Annotated in this window: 19 protein-coding genes and 1 pseudogene; 8 read left to right on the top strand and 12 right to left on the bottom strand. The window is 71.2% G+C overall.

What is annotated here, in order from left to right; genetic code table 11:
• Positions 1-39 precede the first annotated feature (39 nt).
• On the top strand, positions 40-675 hold the full coding sequence (locus DRB96_RS33230; protein WP_112451786.1) for a GPR1/FUN34/YaaH family transporter: 636 nt from the start codon (positions 40-42) through the stop codon (positions 673-675).
• 48 nt (positions 676-723) lie between these two features.
• Positions 724-897, top strand: a complete 174-nt coding sequence (locus tag DRB96_RS33225; protein ID WP_343234643.1) for a hypothetical protein — start codon at positions 724-726, stop codon at positions 895-897.
• Between the two features lie 10 nt (positions 898-907).
• Here the strand turns inward: DRB96_RS33225 and DRB96_RS33220 are convergent, their stop codons facing one another.
• Together DRB96_RS33220 and DRB96_RS33215 are read right to left on the bottom strand one after the other, a co-directional pair.
• Entirely contained in the window at positions 908-1,516 is a 609-nt protein-coding gene (locus DRB96_RS33220) for a TetR/AcrR family transcriptional regulator (RefSeq protein WP_112451785.1), read from the bottom strand.
• A 74-nt stretch (positions 1,517-1,590) separates the two neighbouring features.
• Positions 1,591-2,154: pseudogene (locus DRB96_RS33215) on the bottom strand (AMP-binding protein); the annotation flags it as partial.
• Positions 2,155-2,323: 169 nt separating this feature from the next.
• Here DRB96_RS33215 and DRB96_RS33210 point away from each other — a divergent pair.
• Entirely contained in the window at positions 2,324-2,668 is a 345-nt protein-coding gene (locus tag DRB96_RS33210) for a CAP domain-containing protein (protein ID WP_239517788.1), read from the top strand.
• Positions 2,669-2,797: 129 nt separating this feature from the next.
• On the opposite strand, the gene DRB96_RS33205 is transcribed toward DRB96_RS33210, so the two are convergent.
• A complete protein-coding gene (locus DRB96_RS33205) occupies positions 2,798-3,409 on the bottom strand; it encodes a flavodoxin family protein (RefSeq protein ID WP_112451783.1) in 612 nt (203 codons plus the stop codon).
• Between the two features lie 132 nt (positions 3,410-3,541).
• Here DRB96_RS33205 and DRB96_RS33200 point away from each other — a divergent pair, with 132 nt between their 5' ends.
• Positions 3,542-3,955, top strand: coding sequence for a helix-turn-helix domain-containing protein (locus DRB96_RS33200; RefSeq protein WP_112451782.1), 414 nt, complete (start codon positions 3,542-3,544; stop codon positions 3,953-3,955).
• Here the strand turns inward: DRB96_RS33200 and mutM are convergent.
• The 9 genes from mutM to DRB96_RS33155 form a co-directional block, all read right to left on the bottom strand.
• Positions 3,928-4,797 carry a bifunctional DNA-formamidopyrimidine glycosylase/DNA-(apurinic or apyrimidinic site) lyase gene (mutM, locus tag DRB96_RS33195; protein WP_112451781.1) on the bottom strand — a complete coding sequence of 290 codons (870 nt, stop codon included), beginning with the start codon at positions 4,795-4,797 and terminating at the stop codon, positions 3,928-3,930. The genes DRB96_RS33200 and mutM overlap by 28 nt on opposite strands.
• Positions 4,798-4,925: 128 nt before the next feature.
• A complete protein-coding gene (gene rnc, locus DRB96_RS33190) occupies positions 4,926-5,807 on the bottom strand; it encodes a ribonuclease III (protein ID WP_112451780.1) in 882 nt (293 codons plus the stop codon).
• 19 nt (positions 5,808-5,826) lie between these two features.
• The gene (gene rpmF / locus DRB96_RS33185) at positions 5,827-6,000 is read right to left on the bottom strand and encodes a 50S ribosomal protein L32 (protein WP_003965982.1); all 174 of its coding nucleotides are present in this window, start codon (positions 5,998-6,000) and stop codon (positions 5,827-5,829) included.
• 2 nt (positions 6,001-6,002) lie between these two features.
• The gene (locus DRB96_RS33180; protein ID WP_239516891.1) at positions 6,003-6,650 is read right to left on the bottom strand and encodes a DUF177 domain-containing protein; all 648 of its coding nucleotides are present in this window, start codon (positions 6,648-6,650) and stop codon (positions 6,003-6,005) included.
• A gap of 152 nt (positions 6,651-6,802) precedes the next feature.
• Positions 6,803-7,864, bottom strand: coding sequence for a cell division initiation protein (locus DRB96_RS33175; RefSeq protein ID WP_112451778.1), 1,062 nt, complete (start codon positions 7,862-7,864; stop codon positions 6,803-6,805).
• A 95-nt stretch (positions 7,865-7,959) separates the two neighbouring features.
• A complete protein-coding gene (gene coaD, locus DRB96_RS33170) occupies positions 7,960-8,439 on the bottom strand; it encodes a pantetheine-phosphate adenylyltransferase (protein ID WP_204358091.1) in 480 nt (159 codons plus the stop codon).
• A 29-nt stretch (positions 8,440-8,468) separates the two neighbouring features.
• Positions 8,469-9,047: a 16S rRNA (guanine(966)-N(2))-methyltransferase RsmD gene (gene rsmD / locus DRB96_RS33165; RefSeq protein WP_112451776.1), complete on the bottom strand. Its 579-nt coding sequence runs from the start codon at positions 9,045-9,047 to the stop codon at positions 8,469-8,471.
• A gap of 62 nt (positions 9,048-9,109) precedes the next feature.
• A complete protein-coding gene (recG, locus tag DRB96_RS33160; RefSeq protein ID WP_112451775.1) occupies positions 9,110-11,359 on the bottom strand; it encodes an ATP-dependent DNA helicase RecG in 2,250 nt (749 codons plus the stop codon).
• 16 nt (positions 11,360-11,375) lie between these two features.
• A complete protein-coding gene (locus DRB96_RS33155; RefSeq protein ID WP_112451774.1) occupies positions 11,376-13,016 on the bottom strand; it encodes a DAK2 domain-containing protein in 1,641 nt (546 codons plus the stop codon).
• A gap of 228 nt (positions 13,017-13,244) precedes the next feature.
• On the opposite strand from DRB96_RS33155, the gene gatC reads away from it, so the two are divergent.
• From gatC to gatB, 4 genes are read left to right on the top strand one after another with little or no spacing between them, the layout of a single operon-like run.
• Entirely contained in the window at positions 13,245-13,541 is a 297-nt protein-coding gene (gene gatC, locus DRB96_RS33150; protein WP_007266718.1) for an Asp-tRNA(Asn)/Glu-tRNA(Gln) amidotransferase subunit GatC, read from the top strand.
• Between the two features lie 4 nt (positions 13,542-13,545).
• On the top strand, positions 13,546-15,048 hold the full coding sequence (gene gatA / locus DRB96_RS33145) for an Asp-tRNA(Asn)/Glu-tRNA(Gln) amidotransferase subunit GatA (protein WP_112451773.1): 1,503 nt from the start codon (positions 13,546-13,548) through the stop codon (positions 15,046-15,048).
• Complete coding sequence (locus DRB96_RS33140; RefSeq protein ID WP_112451772.1) at positions 15,045-15,296, top strand: hypothetical protein; 252 nt, start codon at positions 15,045-15,047, stop codon at positions 15,294-15,296. The genes gatA and DRB96_RS33140 overlap by 4 nt, the downstream gene beginning before the upstream one ends.
• Before the next feature lie 15 nt (positions 15,297-15,311).
• Positions 15,312-16,820, top strand: a complete 1,509-nt coding sequence (gatB, locus tag DRB96_RS33135; protein WP_112451771.1) for an Asp-tRNA(Asn)/Glu-tRNA(Gln) amidotransferase subunit GatB — start codon at positions 15,312-15,314, stop codon at positions 16,818-16,820.
• The last annotated feature ends 53 nt before the right edge of the window (positions 16,821-16,873 follow it).

Here is a 16,873-nt window from a genome sequence, read left to right as displayed (position 1 = left end):
TATATTCGATATCCACCCAAACTGAAAGCGGACACCGTCATGCCCAGCTCCACCCTGACCCCGGCGCCGCCGGCCCCGGCCGTCGTCGCCCCCGCAACCGCGTCCGCGGCTCCGGCGGTCAAGGTCGCCAATCCCGGCCCGCTCGGGCTCGCGGCGTTCGCGCTCACCACCTTCGTGCTCAGCCTGTTCAACTCGGGCCTGATCTCGAACGCCGCGCTGAGCGCCGTCGTGCTGCCGCTGGCGCTGTTCTACGGCGGCCTCGCGCAGTTCGTCGCGGGTGTACTGGAGTTCCGCCGCGGCAACACCTTCGGGACCACGGCGTTCGTCTCGTACGGCGCGTTCTGGATGTCCTTCGCGGCCTACGTGAAGTTCGTCGTCCCGACGCTGCCCGCCGACCAGGCCCACGTGGCGACCGGCTGGTTCCTCGTGGCCTGGTTCATCTTCACCGCGTACATGTCGATCGCCGCGATGAAGCTGGACGTCGCGCACCGGGTGCTCTTCGTCTCGCTGGCGCTGACCTTCCTCTTCCTGGCGCTCGGCGACCTCGCGCAGAGCACGGCGCTCGGCCACACCGGCGGCTTCCTCGGCCTCTTCACGGCGGGCGTCGCCTGGTACATCTCCTTCGCCGTGGTGGCCAAGGAGACCTGGGGCCGCGAGGTGGCCCCGCTGGGCTGAGGCGCGGATCGGGCGCGGATCGGGCGCGGCTCAGGACCTCTCGACCCGGTGCTCCTGGCAGCCCTGGTCTCGTTGGGCCGGGGCTTCCTCACCAACCCCGACTTCGTGGCACGGCTGCGCGCGGACGCCCCCCTCAACGAGCTCCGCCCCGAGTTCCTGATGCACGTACGGGGGGCGGAGGGGTACAACGCCTACCCGGCGCTCGCGACCGCGTCGGTGTGAGCGGCGGCCGCTACGGGCGCAGTGCGCGCAGCAGCAGGTCCGCGAGGTGGTCGGCGACCTGCTGGGGGGTGAGCGGGCCGTCCTCGCGGTACCAGGTGGACAGGTGGTGGACGGAGCCGAAGTGGTAGTCCACCACCAGGTCCGCCGGGGTCGCGGTGGAGAAGACCCCGGTGCGCTGGCCCTCCTCGACGAGCGCCCGGAACCGCTCGTGGTAGCGCCGGCGCTCCGCCCGGACCTGCTTGAACTTCTCGGGGCTCAGCTGATGCATCGACCGGAAGAAGATCGCCGCGTCGTCGAGGTTCTCGATGGTGGTGACCACCACGTCGGCGGCCGCGGCGCGCAGCCGCTCCTCGACGGGCGCGTCGGATCCGGCCACCGCGTCGAGCCGCTGCTGCTGCAGGCGCAGCATGCGCGCGTACACCTCGTGCAGCAGGTCGTCCTTGGAGCCGAAGTAGTGGTAGAGCGCGCCCTTGGTCACCCCGGCGGCCTCGACGATCTCCTGGACCGAGGTCCTGTCGTAGCCGCGCTCGGCGAACAGCCTGGTCGCGACGGCCAGCAGGCGCTGTGGCACCGGAGCCTCGTGCGCGGCGACGGGCTCCGTCGTGGTCTTGGCGGCCATGGCGCTCGCCTTCCTTTCCTAGATCCCTCGTCCGGCGGTCGCCTGTTCGGCTCCGCGCGGCCGTCCGGCCGTTTTCAGCCCCGGTCGCGCAGTTCCCGTCGCAGGATCTTGCCACTGGTCGTCTTCGGAAGGACAGGCAGGATCTCCACCTGGCGCGGGTATTTGTACGCGGCGATGCGCGCGGCGCAGTACGCGGACAGTTCCGCCGGGTCGGCCGCGGTCCCGGGGCGCAGGCTGACGTAGGCCTTCACGCTCTCCCCCCGGTAGGGGTCCGGGACGCCGACGACGGCCGCCTCGCGCACGGCGGGGTGGGTGTAGAGCACGTCCTCGACCTCGCGCGGCCAGACCTTGAACCCGGACGCGCAGATCATGTCCTTCTTGCGGTCGACGACGTAGAGCCAGCCGTCCGCGTCCATGAACCCGACGTCCCCGGTGCGCAGTTCGCCGTCCGGGAAGGCCCTGGCGGTGTCGGCCGGCAGGCCCCAGTAGCCGGGGACCACCTGGGGGCCGCGCACGGCGATCTCGCCGGTCTCCCCGAAGGGCACCTCGGCCCCGCCCTCGTCGAGGATCCGGACGAGGGTGTCGGCGCCGGGCACGCCCACCGAGAGGGTGCCGGAGGCGGGGTCGACGGGGGCTTCGAGGCCGTCCCTTATACACATCTGACGCTGCCCACGACCCACCCCCTGCAGCTCTCGGTGGTCGCCCTGGTGAGTACGGCGGCTTCCTCGGCGGAGTGCCCGGTATCGGCCGGCGGCCCCGCCGGCCGATACCGGGCACTCCGCCGAGGAAGCCGCCGTACTCACCCTGGTGAACCAGGAGCGCGCCCAGGCGGGCTGCGTCCCGGTCCGGGCGAACCCGCCGCTGGCGGCGCTGGCCGGAGCCTTCAGCAAGGACATGGCCGTCCGGGGCTTCTTCGACCACACGGACCCCGACGGCAACAGCCCGTGGGACCGGGCCACCAAGGCCGGGATCTCCGGGATGGGCGGCGAGAACATCGCCCGCGGCCAGGGGGACGCGCAGGCGGTCATGAAGGCCTGGATGAACAGCCCGGGCCACAAGGCGAACATCCTCAACTGCGAGTTCCGCACCCTGGGCGTCGGCATGCACAACGCCTCCGGCGGTCCGTGGTGGACGCAGGACTTCGGCTTCTAGTACCCGGCTTCTCGTACCCGGCTTCGGATCCCGGTCCGGACCCCTGAACGCCCGCGGGGCACGGCCGAGCGCGGCTTGCGCCGCGCGGCCGTGCCCCGCGTGTCCCGCCCGCTCTCCGGGCGCGCCGTCTCAGGCGGAGGCGGAGGCCAGGGCGGCGCGGCCCGCGAGGAGCACGCGGGTCTGCTCGGTGACGCGGCGGCCGAGGTGCTCGGCGGTCGCGATGTCGGCCTTGTGGACGTGCTCGGCACCCTGGTCGCTGTTGGACTGGGCGGCGGCACCGTCGAAGAAGCCGAGGCGGTTGAGGTCGTTCTCGGAAGCGGTGCTGGAGTTCCAGCCCGGCTTCAGACCCAGGTTGACCCAGCTCATGCCGTGCTGCGAGGCCAGCGTCTGGAAGAAGTCGAGGGTGTTGCCCTTGTCGCCCGACTTGGAGCCGGAGTTGGTGAAGCCCGCGGCGACCTTGTCCTGCCAGCCGGCCGTGAACCAGATCTTGGAGGTGGCTTCCGCGAAGACGTGGAAGGCGCCGGAGGCGCTGCCCATGTAGGTGGGGGCGCCGAAGACGATCGCGTCGGACGCGGTCAGAAGCTCCCACTGCGCGTCGTCGATCTCGTCGACCTTGATCAGGTGAACCGTGGCACCGGCGTCGATGGCACCCGCACGGACGGCCTCGGCGATGACAGCGGTGTGGCCGTAGCCGGAGTGGTAGGCGATCGAGACAACAGGGGTGTATGCAATACCGGACAAGACGGGCTCCCTCGGAGAACACCGTGGTGGGTCACGGTGTTGTGCGGCGTGGTGTGACGAGAAAGAGACAACCACTAACTTTTGGAAAGCGCAAGCAGAATGGCTGGCGCTACCTAGTAGTAGGCTGAAACCATGCAGACTGCAGCCTGCGGCGAGGCCGGGGACGAAGGCACCGCCGATCAATCATTCGATGTCTTCGCTCGTGAGTGCCCGTCCCGCGAGACGCTCGAGCACGTCACGGGTCGCTGGGGCAGCCTCACGGTGGGCGCCCTGCGCAGGGGCCCGTGCCGCTTCAACGAGCTGCGCCGCCGGGTGGACGGCATCAGCGAGAAGATGCTCTCCCAGACCCTGCAAGCGCTGGAACGCGACGGCCTCGTCCACCGCGAGGCACAGCCGACCAACCCTCCCCGGGTCGACTACGAGCTGACCCCGCTCGGCGCCGAGATCGCGGAACGCGTGGACGCGCTCATCGGCCTGCTGGAAGGCAGCATGCCGACGGTGCTCTCCTCCCGCTCCGCCTACGACGCGACGCGCGGCAGGCGCTGACAGCGCGGGCAGAAGTAGCTGGACCGGTTCATCCAGGGCCTGCGCCGCATCGGGGTGCCGCAGCGGCGGCAGGGCTCGTCCTCGCGCCCGTAGGCGTCGAGGGACCGGTCGAAGTAGCCGGATTCGCCGTTGACGTTCACGTAGAGGCTGTCGAAGCTGGTGCCGCCGACGGCGAGGGCCTCGTTCATGACGTCCCGGGCATGGCCGAGGAGCTCGGCGCTCCGGGGGCGCGTGAGCGCGGCCGTCGGGCGCTCGTAGTGCAGTTTGGCGCGCCACAGCGCCTCGTCCGCGTAGATGTTGCCGACCCCGCTGATCAGCGACTGGTCCAGCAGCGCCCGCTTCACCGTGGTGCGCTTGGCGCGCAGCGCCCGGTGGTAGGCCTCCTCGTCGAAGAGGGGGTCCAGCGGGTCCCGCGCGATGTGCGCGATGACGTCGGGCAGTCCGTCCGGGCTGTCGGCGACGGTCCCGTGCAGCGACAGCCCGCCGAAGGTCCGCTGGTCCACGAAGCGCAGCTCGGTCCCGGCCGCGTCCCGGAAGCGCAGCCGGATGCGCAGGTGCTTCTCGTCGGGCGCGTCCTCGGGCTGCACGAGCAGCTGCCCGCTCATCCCCAGGTGGCCGAGTACGGACAGCTCCTGCTCCTCCAGCGGCAGCCACAGGTACTTGCCCCGGCGCCGGGCCGCCCCGAAGGTGGCGCCCTCGAGCCGTGCCGCGAAGTCGGCGCCGCCGCCCGGGTGCCGGCGTACGGCGCGCGGGTGCAGCACCTCGACGGCCCCGATCGTCCGCCCGGCCACCCAGCGCTCCAGGCCGCGCCGCACCACTTCGACTTCGGGCAGCTCGGGCACGGGGTTCCTCCGGAAGGGTGCGGTGGGAGACGCTCACGGCGAGCGTACCGGCCTCCCCGCAGGGCCCGGAAACGGGTCCGCCCGCCCTCGCGGTGCGAGGGCGGGCGGGGAAAATCCGGAAGGAAGCGTCAGGCTCCGGGCGCCGGGTCGACGGGCGTCGGCGCCCCGTCGGCCTCCGCCTCGGCCACGGCTTCGGCTCCGGTCCCGGCCGGAGCCGAAACGGGGGCCTTCGCCGGAACCGGGGTGGCAGCGGCCACGGCCGGGGCCGCGATCCGCTCGTCCGCCGCGGTACTGATACCGCGCCAGGCGGACTCCGCCGCCTGCTGTTCGGCTTCCTTCTTGCTGCGGCCGGTGCCGGTGCCGTACGAGACACCACCGACGCGGGCAGCAGCGGTGAAGGTCTTCTCGTGGTCCGGACCTGTCTCGGAGACCAGGTATTCCGGGACGCCAAGACCTTCGGCTGCCGTGAGTTCCTGGAGACTGGTCTTCCAGTCCAGGCCGGCACCGAGGTTCGAGGACTTCTCGATGAGCGGGTCGAAGAGCCGGTGAACCAGCTCCGAGGCCGCGTCGAGGCCCTGATCGAGGTAGACGGCGCCGATCACCGCTTCAAGGGTGTCGGCGAGGATGGATGCCTTGTCCCGGCCACCCGTGCCCTCTTCGCCGCGGCCGAGCCGGACGAAGGAACCGAGGTCGAGGCCGCGCCCGACCTCCGCAAGTGCGCGTGAGTTGACTACCGCAGCCCGCAGTTTGGCCAGCTGGCCTTCCGGCAGGTCCGGATGGGTCGTGTACAGCGTGTCCGTGACCACCAGGCCCAGCACGGAGTCCCCAAGGAACTCCAGCCGCTCGTTGGTGGGCAGACCGCCGTTCTCGTACGCGTACGAACGGTGGGTCAGCGCACGCACCAGAAGGGCGGACTCGAGGTGGTACCCGAGCCGCCCTTCCAGAAGCGTGTGGGACGAGGCCGCGTTCTTACTGTCTGCCTGCTTCTCAGCGTTGGACAGCTCAGACATTGCGCCTCTCACCAGCCGCTCAGACCTCGAGGACCTGACGCTTGTTGTAGGTGCCGCAGCTCGGGCACGCAATGTGCTGGAGCTTCGGCTCCTGGCAACGCTCACACGAAACCAGGGTGGGGACCGCAGCCTTCCACTGCGACCGGCGGTGGCGCGTGTTGCTGCGCGACATCTTCCGCTTCGGAACAGCCACGGCTACTTCTCCTGCTTCTCGGCGGCGCTCTGAACTCCGTCGGAGGCAGTGCCGCTCATATTGTCCTTCTCGACGCCCTGATCGGTGACGAGTCCCTGCAATGCCGCCCAACGGATGTCGACGGCGTCATGGTGGTGGTCCGGGTCGTCGTTCAGGCTGAGCCCGCAATCGGGGCACAGTCCGAGACAGTCCTCCCGGCACACCGGCTGCAGCGGCAGTGCGAGCACCACCACGTCGCGCAGCACGGATTCGAGGTCGAACAAGCCGTCCTCGATGAAGAGCGTGTCCTCGTCGTCCTCGGCGTCGTCGGCCGGCTCCGCCTTCGAGCGGTTCCGGTCGTCGGCGTCAGGGTACGAGAACATCTCCTGGAACTCCGCCTTGAGCTCTCGCTCGACGGCCTCCAGACACCTTACGCACTCCCCGGTGGCCGATCCACGGGCGGTGCCTGTGACAAGCACCCCTTCCATGACCGACTCCAGGCGGAGCTTGAGGTTCAGCCGACTGCCTTCCGGCACTCCGATGACGCCGGCGAGACCGAGGTCCGCCGGTGCCGCGATCTCACGGGACAGCCGCAGCATGGCACCAGGACGCCGACCCAGCTCGTGCGTGTCGAACACGAGGGGGTTGTGGTGGTCGAGGCGGGTATTCAGGGCCGTTCCTGCTTTCACAAAATCACTGGAGACTGCTGAAGATCAAGATTTCCGCCACTCAAGGGCAGCATGGATCGCGGTGCATACGCGCGACCGAAGAGCCAGGATACCCGCCGCTTCGCTCTGAGCCCAATCCAGCCCGGAGCGAGTGGTCAGCGGCCCTGCTCGTACTGGCGCAGCTGATCGAGGTTGATCATGCTCGTGTCGAAGAAGCTGGTCTCGTCGAGCGCCGCCTGCTGGTCCTGCGTGCCCTGCTGCGGCTGCTGGTAGCCGCCGTACGGGTCGGGCTGCTGCTCGTAGGAGACCGCGTACGGGTCGGGCTGCTGGACCTGCTGGTAGTTGGCGTAGGGGTCCTGGTAGCCGTAGGCGTCCTGGTGGACGGGCTGCTGGACGGACTGCTGATAGGCGTACGCGTCGTACGCCGGCTCCGCCTGCGGCTGGGCGTGGACCTGCGACTGCGACTGCGCGGGGATCAGCGGTGCCTGCGGTTCGGCCAGACCCGCCAGGAAGTCCGCGTCGCTGGCCGAGCGCGACTGCTGGATCCCGGCCGCGTCCTGGGCGGCCATGTGCGCGCCGAGGTCGTCGGTGGCCACCCGGCCGAGCAGCTTCTGGCGGCCCCGGCCGACGGCCTCCAGGGTCTTGGAGAGCACCGCCTCGAAGGTGGCCAGCTTGCTGTCCACGTACGCGTCCGCCTGCTGGCGCTGGGTCTCCGGGTCGTGGCTGCGCTCGGGCGCCTCCGCGTCGGGGTAGCCCTGCTCGTCGAGTCCGGGCCCGCGGCCCAGGAGCTTCTCGCGGCCCCGGTCCACCGAGCCGATGGTCTTGGTGAGCACGACCTCGAAGTTCGCGAGCTTGCTGTCGACGTAGTCGTCGGCCTCGGCCCGGATCTCCTCGGCCTCGCGGCGGGCCCCGTCCAGGATCCGGTCCGCCTCGTCCTGCGAGCGGCGCGCGACCTCGGTGTCGGAGATCAGCGAACCGCGCTGGGCGTGCGCCGACTCGATGATCCGGTCCGCCTCGCGGCGGGCCTCCTCGACCATCTGCTCCCGGCCGCCGATGAGCTCCTGTGCCTGGGCGAGCGAGCCCGGCAGGGCCCCGCGCACCTCTTCGAGGAGGGCGAGCAGCTCGGCGCGGTTGATCACGCACGAGGCCGACATGGGCATGGAGCGGGCGCTGCCGACGGCCGCGACGATCTCGTCGAGCTTCTTCTGCACGTCCATGGGGGCTCGCACTCTCTCGGCCTCGGGCGGTTCCCGAGACGGACGGGACGACTTTAAGGCCACCGGGCCGGGAGGCGGCAACGCCCTCCGCCCGCTCAGCGGTCGGCGAGCCGCGCCATCAGCGCCGCGTGCACGTGCGCGGGCAGCAGGTGGGCGACGTCGCCGCCCCAGGCGGCCACTTCCTTGACCAGGGAGGAGGACAGGAAGCTGTAGGTGGGGTTGGTCGGGACGAAGAGCGTCTCGACGCCCGAGAGCCCCATGTTCATCTGGGCCATCTGCAGCTCGTAGTCGAAGTCGCTGACGGCGCGCAGGCCCTTGACGATGGCGGGGATCTCGCGCTGCTTGCAGAAGTCGACGAGGAGCCCGTGGAAGGACTCGACCTCGATGTTCCCGTAACCGGCGGTGGCCTCGCGGATCAGCTCGATCCGCTCCTCGACGGTGAACAGCCCCTGCTTGGACTGGTTGATCATCACGGCGACGTGGACCACGTCGTAGAGCCGGGAAGCCCGGCCGATGATGTCGAGGTGACCGTTGGTGATGGGGTCGAACGACCCCGGACAGACGGCGCGGCGCAACTGGATTCCCTCGCTCCCGGTGGCGGGCTTCATGACTCTTCGCTGGTGAAGGCGGCGCGACCGTACCAAAGGGTGCCCTCGCCGTACTTCCGGGACCGGAGCGCCTCGAAGCCCTCGGGCCACGGGAAGGCGCCGCTCCTCGTCCTGCGCTCCACGGTGACGAGCGCATCGCCGGTGAGCCAGCCATTGGACCGGAGTGTGAGCAGGATCTCGCGAAGATCGTCGTGCTCGACGTCGTACGGCGGGTCCAGGAAGACCACGTCGTACGGCTCCCCGTGCGCGGGTACGGCCGCGATCTGCTCGGCCCGGCCGGCCCGGAACTCGGCGCCGGGCAGCCCGACCGCCTTGATGTTGTCCCGGATGGCCTTGGCCGCCTTGGCGTCGGGCTCGACCAGCAGCGCGTGGCCCGCGCCGCGGGAGAGCGCCTCGAGTCCGACGGCGCCGGAGCCGGCGTAGAGGTCGAGCACGCGGGCCCCCTCGATTCCGTGCAGCGACTCCCAGGTGGAGAAGAGGCCTTCGCGCATCCGGTCCGAGGTGGGGCGGGTGCCGGTGCCGGGCGGTACGGCGAGGCGTCGCCCGCCGGCGCTTCCGGCGATCACGCGGGTCATCTGGGGTCCTTCGTCGAGGCGGGCGGGGAGGTGTGCAGGCCTTCAACGATAGGTCGTACCCGTCAGCCCTTCTCCAGGTACTGCTCGCGCTCGGTGTCCAGCAGTGCCTCCAGGGCGGTCCGCAGGCCCGGGAGGTCCGCGAGCTCGGGGTCCTCGGCGACCACGCGGGTGGCCTCCTCGCGGGCCTGGGTGATGACCTCCTCGTCCTCGATGACCGCGAGCATGCGCAGCGAGGAGCGGACGCCGGACTGGGCCTGGCCCAGCACGTCGCCCTCGCGGCGCTGTTCGAGGTCGATGCGGGAGAGCTCGAAGCCGTCCAGGGTCGCGGCGACGGCGGCGAGCCGGGCGCGGGCGGGGCTGGCCTCGTGCATCTCGCTGACCAGCAGGCACAGTCCGGGGGCGGAGCCGCGGCCGACGCGGCCGCGCAGCTGGTGGAGCTGGGAGACGCCGAAGCGGTCCGCGTCCATGATCACCATGACGGTGGAGTTCGGGACGTTCACCCCGACCTCGATGACGGTCGTGGCGACGAGCACCTTGACCTCGCCGGCGGTGAAGCGGCGCATGACGTCGTCCTTGTCGGCGGGGTCCATCCGCCCGTGCAGCACCTCGACGGAGAGTCCGGCGAGGGGGCCGCGGGTGAGCTGTTCGGCGATCTCCAGGACCGCGAGCGGCGGCCGCTTGTCGCCGTCCTCCGCGGCCGTGGCCGCCTTCTTCTTGGCGCCCTTGGCGCCCTTGCCGTTCTTCGGGCCGTCCGCCTCGTCGGCGGCGTCACCGATGCGCGGGCAGACCACATACGCCTGGTGGCCGTTCTCGACTTCCTCGCGGACCCGCTCCCAGGTCCGGGCCAGGAAGTGCGGCTTGTCCTTGGCCGGCACCACGTGGGTGGCGATCGGCGAGCGGCCGGCCGGCAACTGGTCCAGTACGGAGGTCTCCAGATCGCCGAAGACGGTCATGGCGACCGTGCGCGGGATCGGGGTGGCGGTCATGACGAGCAGGTGCGGGGGCTGCTTGCCCTTGGAGCGCAGGGCGTCGCGCTGTTCCACGCCGAAGCGGTGCTGTTCGTCGACGACGACCAGGCCGAGGTCGTGGAACTGCACCTTGTCCTCGATCAGCGCGTGGGTGCCGATGACGATCCCGGCCTCGCCGGTGACCAGGTCGAGCAGGGCCCGGCGCCGCACGGGCATCCCCATGGAGCCGGTGAGCAGCACGACCTTGGTGCCCCGGTCGGAGCCGCCCAGCATCCCGCCCTCGGCGAGCTCGCCCATCATCTCGGTGATGGACCGGTGGTGCTGCTGGGCGAGCACCTCGGTGGGCGCGAGCATCGCGGCCTGCCCGCCGCAGTCCACGACGGCGAGCATCGCCCGCAGGGCGACCATCGTCTTCCCGCTTCCCACTTCTCCCTGGAGGAGGCGGTGCATGGGGTGGTCGGTGGCGAGGTCGTCGAAGATCTCCTTCGAGACGGACTCCTGGCCTTCGGTGAGCGTGAAGGGGAGCTTGGCGTCGAAGGAGTCGAGCAGGCCGCCGGGGGCGGGGCGGCGCGGGACGGCCGGCAGCTGGGTGTCCGCGTGCCGGCGGCGGGCCAGGGCGACTTGGAGGACGAAGGCCTCGTCCCACTTGAGGCGCTGGCGGGCGTCCTCGATGTCGGCCTTGGTGGCCGGGCGGTGGATCTTCAGCAGGGCCTCGGTGAGCGGGACCAGTCCGCGGCCCTCGCGCAGGGCGGGCGGCAGCGGGTCGACGACCTCCTGCGCCGTGGGGAGCACCGCGTCCACGCACTTGGCGATCTTCCAGGACTCCAGCTTCGCGCAGGCCGGGTAGATCGGGATGAGCTGGCTCGCGAAGGCGGTCGCCGCGTCCCGGTCGGAGGCGTCCGCGCCGAGCGGCTCGTAGGCCGGGTGCGCGAGCTGGAGCTTGTGGTTGAACATCCCGACCTTGCCCGCGAACATCGCGCGGCTGCCGGGCAGCAGGTCCTTGTGCGGTTTGTGGACGCCCGAGCCGAAGAAGACGAGCTGGAGCCGCCCGCTGCCGTCGGTGATGGTGACTTCGAGGCGTTTGCCGCCGCCGCGGCTGCCCTGGTAGGTCATCAGCCGTGCGTCGGCGACCTGCGCGACCACGGTGACGTGCTCGTCGATCTGGTCGGCGAGTTCGGCCAGGGAGGTCAGCTCGCCGCGCTCCGCGTACCGCCGCGGGTAGTGGTGGAGCAGGTCCAGGGCCGTGTGCAGGCCGAGCTGCTCGGCCAGCACCTTGGCGGTGGCGGGGCCGAGGGTCTTCTTGAGGTCTTCGTCGAGCGCGGGCACGTGTTCATTGCACACCATGGCGCCGACAACCCGGCTATTCCACCCCGATGAGCAGCGGGGCCGAGAAGCGTCCGCCCCGGTAGGTGACGGTGTCGACGGCCAGGTGCCCGTGCTGGACGTACGCCTCCAGCCGCTCGGCCAGCGCGTCCGGCACCTCGGGGCCCAGGACCAGGGTGACGAGTTCGCCGCCGGATCCGAGCATCCGGGCCAGGACGGCCTCGGCGGTCTGGGCCAGGCCGTCGCCGATGACGACGACGTCGCCGTCGATGAGCCCGAGCACGTCCCCGGCCTGGCAGATGCCGGCCGAGGTGAAGGACTGTCGTTCGGCGACGGCGAGTTCGCCGTAGCGGGTGGCTCCGGCGGCCGCGGTCATGGCGACCACGTCCTCGTCGAAGGTGCCGTCCGAGTCGTGCACGGCGAGTGCCGCCAGGCCCTGGACCTCGGAGCGGGTGGGGATCACGGCGACCCGTACGCCGTCGGCGCGGGCCTGTTCGGCCGCGGCGGCCGCCACCGCGCGCAGTTCGGCGCCGTTGGGCAGCAGCACCACCTCGCGGGCGTGCGCCCGGCGGATGGCGTCGGCCAGTTCGGCGGCGGCCGGCGGCGCTTCGGGCCGGGCGAGCACGGTGGTGGCGCCCGCCTCCTCGCACAGCACGGCCAGCCCCTCGCCCTGGACCACGGCGACGACGGCCCGCTGGACGCGCTCGCCGCGGGCCCGGCGGCGCTCGTCGCCGAAGTGCGTGATGCGGATCCGGTACGGGCGCCCCGCGACCACGCCGGCCTCCACGGCGGCGCCGGGGTCGTCGACGTGCACGTGGACGTTCCACAGGCCGTCGCCGCCGACCACCACCAGGGAGTCGCCGAGTCCGTCGAGCCGCGCGCGCAGCTCCCCGACCGCCGCGTCGGAGGCCTCCAGCAGGTAGACCACCTCGTACCCGGGCCCGGCCCCCTCCTGGGCGCAGGGGTCCGGCGCTCTCATCCGCCCGCGCACCGGCTCGGGGGCCGGCTCCTGCCCGGATAGCGCCTGCCACAGGGCCCCGAGGACCGCGACGAGTCCGCAGCCCCCGGCGTCGACCACTCCGGCCCGGCCCAGCACGGCCAGCTGCCCGGGGGTCCGCTCCAGGGCCGCGCGGGCGCCGTCGTAGGCGGCGCGGGCCACGTCGGCGGCGCTCCCGGCGGCTGCCTCGGCGACCGCGGCGGCCTGCGCGGCGGCGGTGGCGACGGTGAGCATCGTGCCCTCCACCGGGTGCGCGACGGCCTCGTACGCCTCCTCGGCGGCCCGGTGCAGCGCTTGCGCGAGCAGCCGGGCGGGCCCCCGCCCGGCGGGCTCGTCACCGAGTACGTCGGCCACTCCGCGCAGCAGCTGCGCGAGGATCGTGCCGGAGTTGCCCCGGGCGCCTATGAGGGCGCCGTGCGCGAAGGCCCGTACGGCCCGCGGCAGGGAGGCTGCCGCCGTGCCGTCCGTCACTCCGGCGAAGGCTTCCGTGAGCTCGCGGTCGGCCGATTCGGCGGTCAGGTAGAGGTTCGTGCCGGTGTCGGCGTCCGCGACGGGATAGACGTTGATCGCGTCGATGTCCTCGCGGGCCCGGCCCAGTGCGGCCAAGGCCAGCGAGCTCCAGGTGCGCACCGCTTCGGCGTCGAGCTCGTCGGGGGGCTGCGGATGGGGCTCGTGCGCCACCGGGCGTTCCTCCTTGTGCGGGCCAGGGTTCACCGCAGGGTAACGAAGGACTGCCGGGTTTCATGGTGAGGCAGCCGCAGCGCCGTAGACCTACGCGGAGGAGTTCGTCGTCAGCGTCAGGTGGGTATGAGAGACAGATCCCCGGGAAGACCGGGGCGTCGGCGGGGGGCCGGGCCCCATAGGATTGGGGCCGAAACCTACACACCCGAACCCCCAGAGGATCGCTGCATGCCTGGCATCACGCGCGAGGAGGTCGCCCACCTCGCTCGGCTGGCACGTCTGGAGCTGAAGAGCGAAGAGCTCGACCACTTCGCTGGACAGCTCGACGACATCATCGGCGCGGTCGCCCGCGTTTCCGAGGTCGCCGACCAAGACGTCCCGCCGACCTCCCACCCGCTGCCGCTGACGAACGTCATGCGCGCGGACGAGGTCCGTCCGTCGCTCACCCCCGAGCAGGCGCTTTCCGGCGCTCCCGCCCAGGAGCAGCAGCGTTTCAAGGTGCCGCAGATCCTGGGGGAGGACTAACAACATGACCGACAAGCACAGCATCATCAGGCTCACCGCCGCCGAGACCGCCGAGAAGATCGCCAACGGCGTCCTCACGGCCGTCGAGGTCACCGAGGCCCACCTGGCCCGCATCGAGGCGACCGACGAGAAGGTCCACGCCTTCCTGCACGTCGACCGCGAGGGCGCGCTGGCCCAGGCCCGCGCCGTCGACGCCAAGCGCGAGCGCGGCGAGAAGCTGGGCCCGCTGGCCGGCGTCCCGCTCGCCCTCAAGGACATCTTCACCACCGTCGGGGTCCCGACCACCGTCGGATCGAAGATCCTCGAAGGCTGGATCCCGCCCTACGACGCCACCCTGACGCGCAAGCTGAAGGAAGCCGACGTCGTCATCCTCGGCAAGACCAACATGGACGAGTTCGCCATGGGGTCCTCGACCGAGAACAGCGCCTACGGGCCGACCTGCAACCCCTGGGACCTCACCCGGATCCCCGGCGGCTCCGGCGGCGGCTCCGCGGCCGCGCTGGCCGCCTTCCAGGCACCGCTCGCCATCGGCACGGACACCGGCGGCTCCATCCGCCAGCCCGCGGCCGTCACCGGCACCGTCGGAGTGAAGCCCACGTACGGCGCGGTCTCCCGCTACGGCATGGTCGCCTTCTCCTCCTCCCTGGACCAGGGCGGCCCCTGTGCCCGCACGGTCCTGGACACGGCCCTGCTCCACGAGGTCATCGCCGGCCACGACCCGATGGACTCGACCTCCATCGACGCCCCGGTCCCGCCGGTCGTCGAGGCGGCCCGCAACGGCTCCGTCGCCGGCATGCGCGTCGGCGTGGTCAAGCAGTTCGCCGGCGAGGGCTACCAGGCCGGCGTCGTCCAGCGCTTCAACGAGTCCGTCGCCCTCCTCAAGGAGCTCGGCGCCGAGATCGTGGAGCTGGACTGCCCGTCCTTCGACCTCGCGATGGCCGCGTACTACCTGATCGCGCCGTCCGAGTGCTCGTCCAACCTCGCCCGCTTCGACGCCATGCGCTACGGCCTGCGCGTCGGCGACGACGGCACCAAGTCCGCCGAGGACGTCACCGCCCTGACCCGCGAAGCCGGTTTCGGCGACGAGGTCAAGCGCCGCATCATCCTCGGCACGTACGCGCTCAGCTCCGGCTACTACGACGCGTACTACGGCTCCGCCCAGAAGGTCCGCACGCTCATCACGCAGGACTTCGAGAAGGCCTTCGAGCGGGTCGACGTGATCGTCTCCCCGACCACGCCGACGACCGCCTTCCCCATCGGCGAGCGCACCGACGACCCCCTCGCCATGTACCTCGCGGACCTGTGCACCATCCCGACCAACCTGGCCGGCAACTCCGCCATGTCGCTCCCCTGCGGCCTGGCCCCGGAGGACGGTCTCCCGGTCGGGCTCCAGATCATCGCCCCGGCGATGAAGGACGACCGCCTGTACAAGGTGGGGGCCGCAGTCGAGGCCGCCTTCGTCGAGCGCTGGGGCCACCCGCTGCTTGAGGAGGCTCCGTCGCTGTGAGTTCCAATACGAGTGCGCTGTCCAAGGCCAAGGGCTTCAGGAAGTCCAAGTCCGGTACGTACCTGTCGATCGGCACCACCGCCTTCGGTGTCCTCAGCGTGGTCAAGCAGGCGAAGAAGGCCCGCACCGAGCACGACACGCTGAAGCTGATCGACGCCGTCGTGTCCGCCGCCGCCATCGTCACCGGCCTCGCGATCCTGTACCGCGAGCTGAAGCGTCTCGGCGACGACGACGTCCTGCTGGGCTGAGAGGGAATTTCCACTGTGACTGCCATCGAACTGCTGTCGTACGAGGACGCCCTCGCGTCGTACGACCCCGTCATGGGCCTTGAGGTCCACGTCGAGCTCGGCACGAAGACCAAGATGTTCTGCGGCTGCTCGACCGAGCTGGGCGCCGAGCCCAACTCGCAGACCTGCCCGGTCTGCCTCGGGCTGCCCGGCGCGCTGCCGGTCGTCAACGAGATCGGCATCGAGTCGGCCATCAAGATCGGTCTCGCGCTGAACTGCGAGATCGCCGAGTGGTGCCGCTTCGCCCGGAAGAACTACTTCTATCCGGACATGCCGAAGAACTTCCAGACCTCCCAGTACGACGAGCCGATCGCCTTCAACGGCTTCCTGGACGTCCAGCTGGAGGACGGCGAGATCTTCCGCGTGGAGATCGAGCGCGCCCACATGGAGGAGGACACCGGCAAGTCGCTGCACGTCGGCGGCGCCACCGGCCGCATCCACGGCGCGTCCCACTCCCTGCTGGACTACAACCGCGCCGGCATCCCCCTCATCGAGATCGTCACCAAGCCGATCGAGGGCGCCGGCGAGCGGGCCCCCGAGGTCGCCAAGGCGTACGTCGCCGAGCTGCGCGAGGTCATCAAGGCGCTCGGCGTCTCCGAGGCCCGCATGGACAAGGGCCAGATGCGCTGCGACGTCAACCTGTCGCTGCGCACGAGCCCCGAGGTGCCCATGGGCACCCGCAGCGAGACGAAGAACGTCAACTCGCTGCGCTCCGTCGAGCGCGCCGCCCGCTTCGAGATCCAGCGCCACGCGGCGGTGCTCTCCTCCGGCGGCTCGATCGTGCAGGAGACCCGGCACTTCCACGAGGAGGACGGCTCCACCACGGCCGGCCGCATCAAGGACAACGCCGAGGACTACCGGTACTTCCCGGAGCCCGACCTGGTCCCGATCGCCCCGGCCCGCACCTGGGTCGAGGAGCTGCGCTCCGGTCTTCCGGAGATGCCGCGCGTGCGCCGCAACCGCCTCCTGCAGGAGTGGGGCGTCACCGAGCACGACATGCAGTCGATCCTCAACGCGGGCGCGGTGGACTCCATCGTCGCCACCATCGAGGCCGGCGCCGATTCGACGGCCGCCCGCAAGTGGTGGATGGGCGAGCTGGCGCGCAACGCCAACGAGCAGGGCGTCGTCGTCGACGAGCTGCCCATCACCCCCGTCCAGGTCGCGCGCGTCGCGGCCCTGGTGGCGTCCGGTGAGCTCAACGACAAGCTGGCCCGTCAGGTCCTCGAAGGCGTGCTCGCCGGCGAGGGCACCCCGGACGAGGTCGTCGAGAAGCGCGGCCTGAAGGTCGTCTCGGACGAGGGCGCGCTCGGCGCGGCCGTGGACGAGGCCATCGCGGGCAACGCGGGCATCGCCGACAAGATCCGCGGCGGCAAGGTCGCGGCGGTCGGCGCGCTGGTCGGAGCGGTCATGAAGACCACCCGCGGCCAGGCCGACGCGGCGCGCGTCAAGGAGCTCATCCTGGAGCGCCTGGGCGTCTCCGAATAGCCCCACCGTACGTACGCGGCGGCCCCGCACCGGTTCTCCGGTGCGGGGCCGCC

Origin of the sequence: Streptomyces sp. ICC1, from assembly GCF_003287935.1 — a bacterium.
In the GTDB taxonomy this organism is placed as follows: Bacteria; Actinomycetota; Actinomycetes; order Streptomycetales; family Streptomycetaceae; genus Streptomyces; species Streptomyces tritrimontium.
This window is presented reverse-complemented; position numbering and strand designations above follow the sequence as displayed.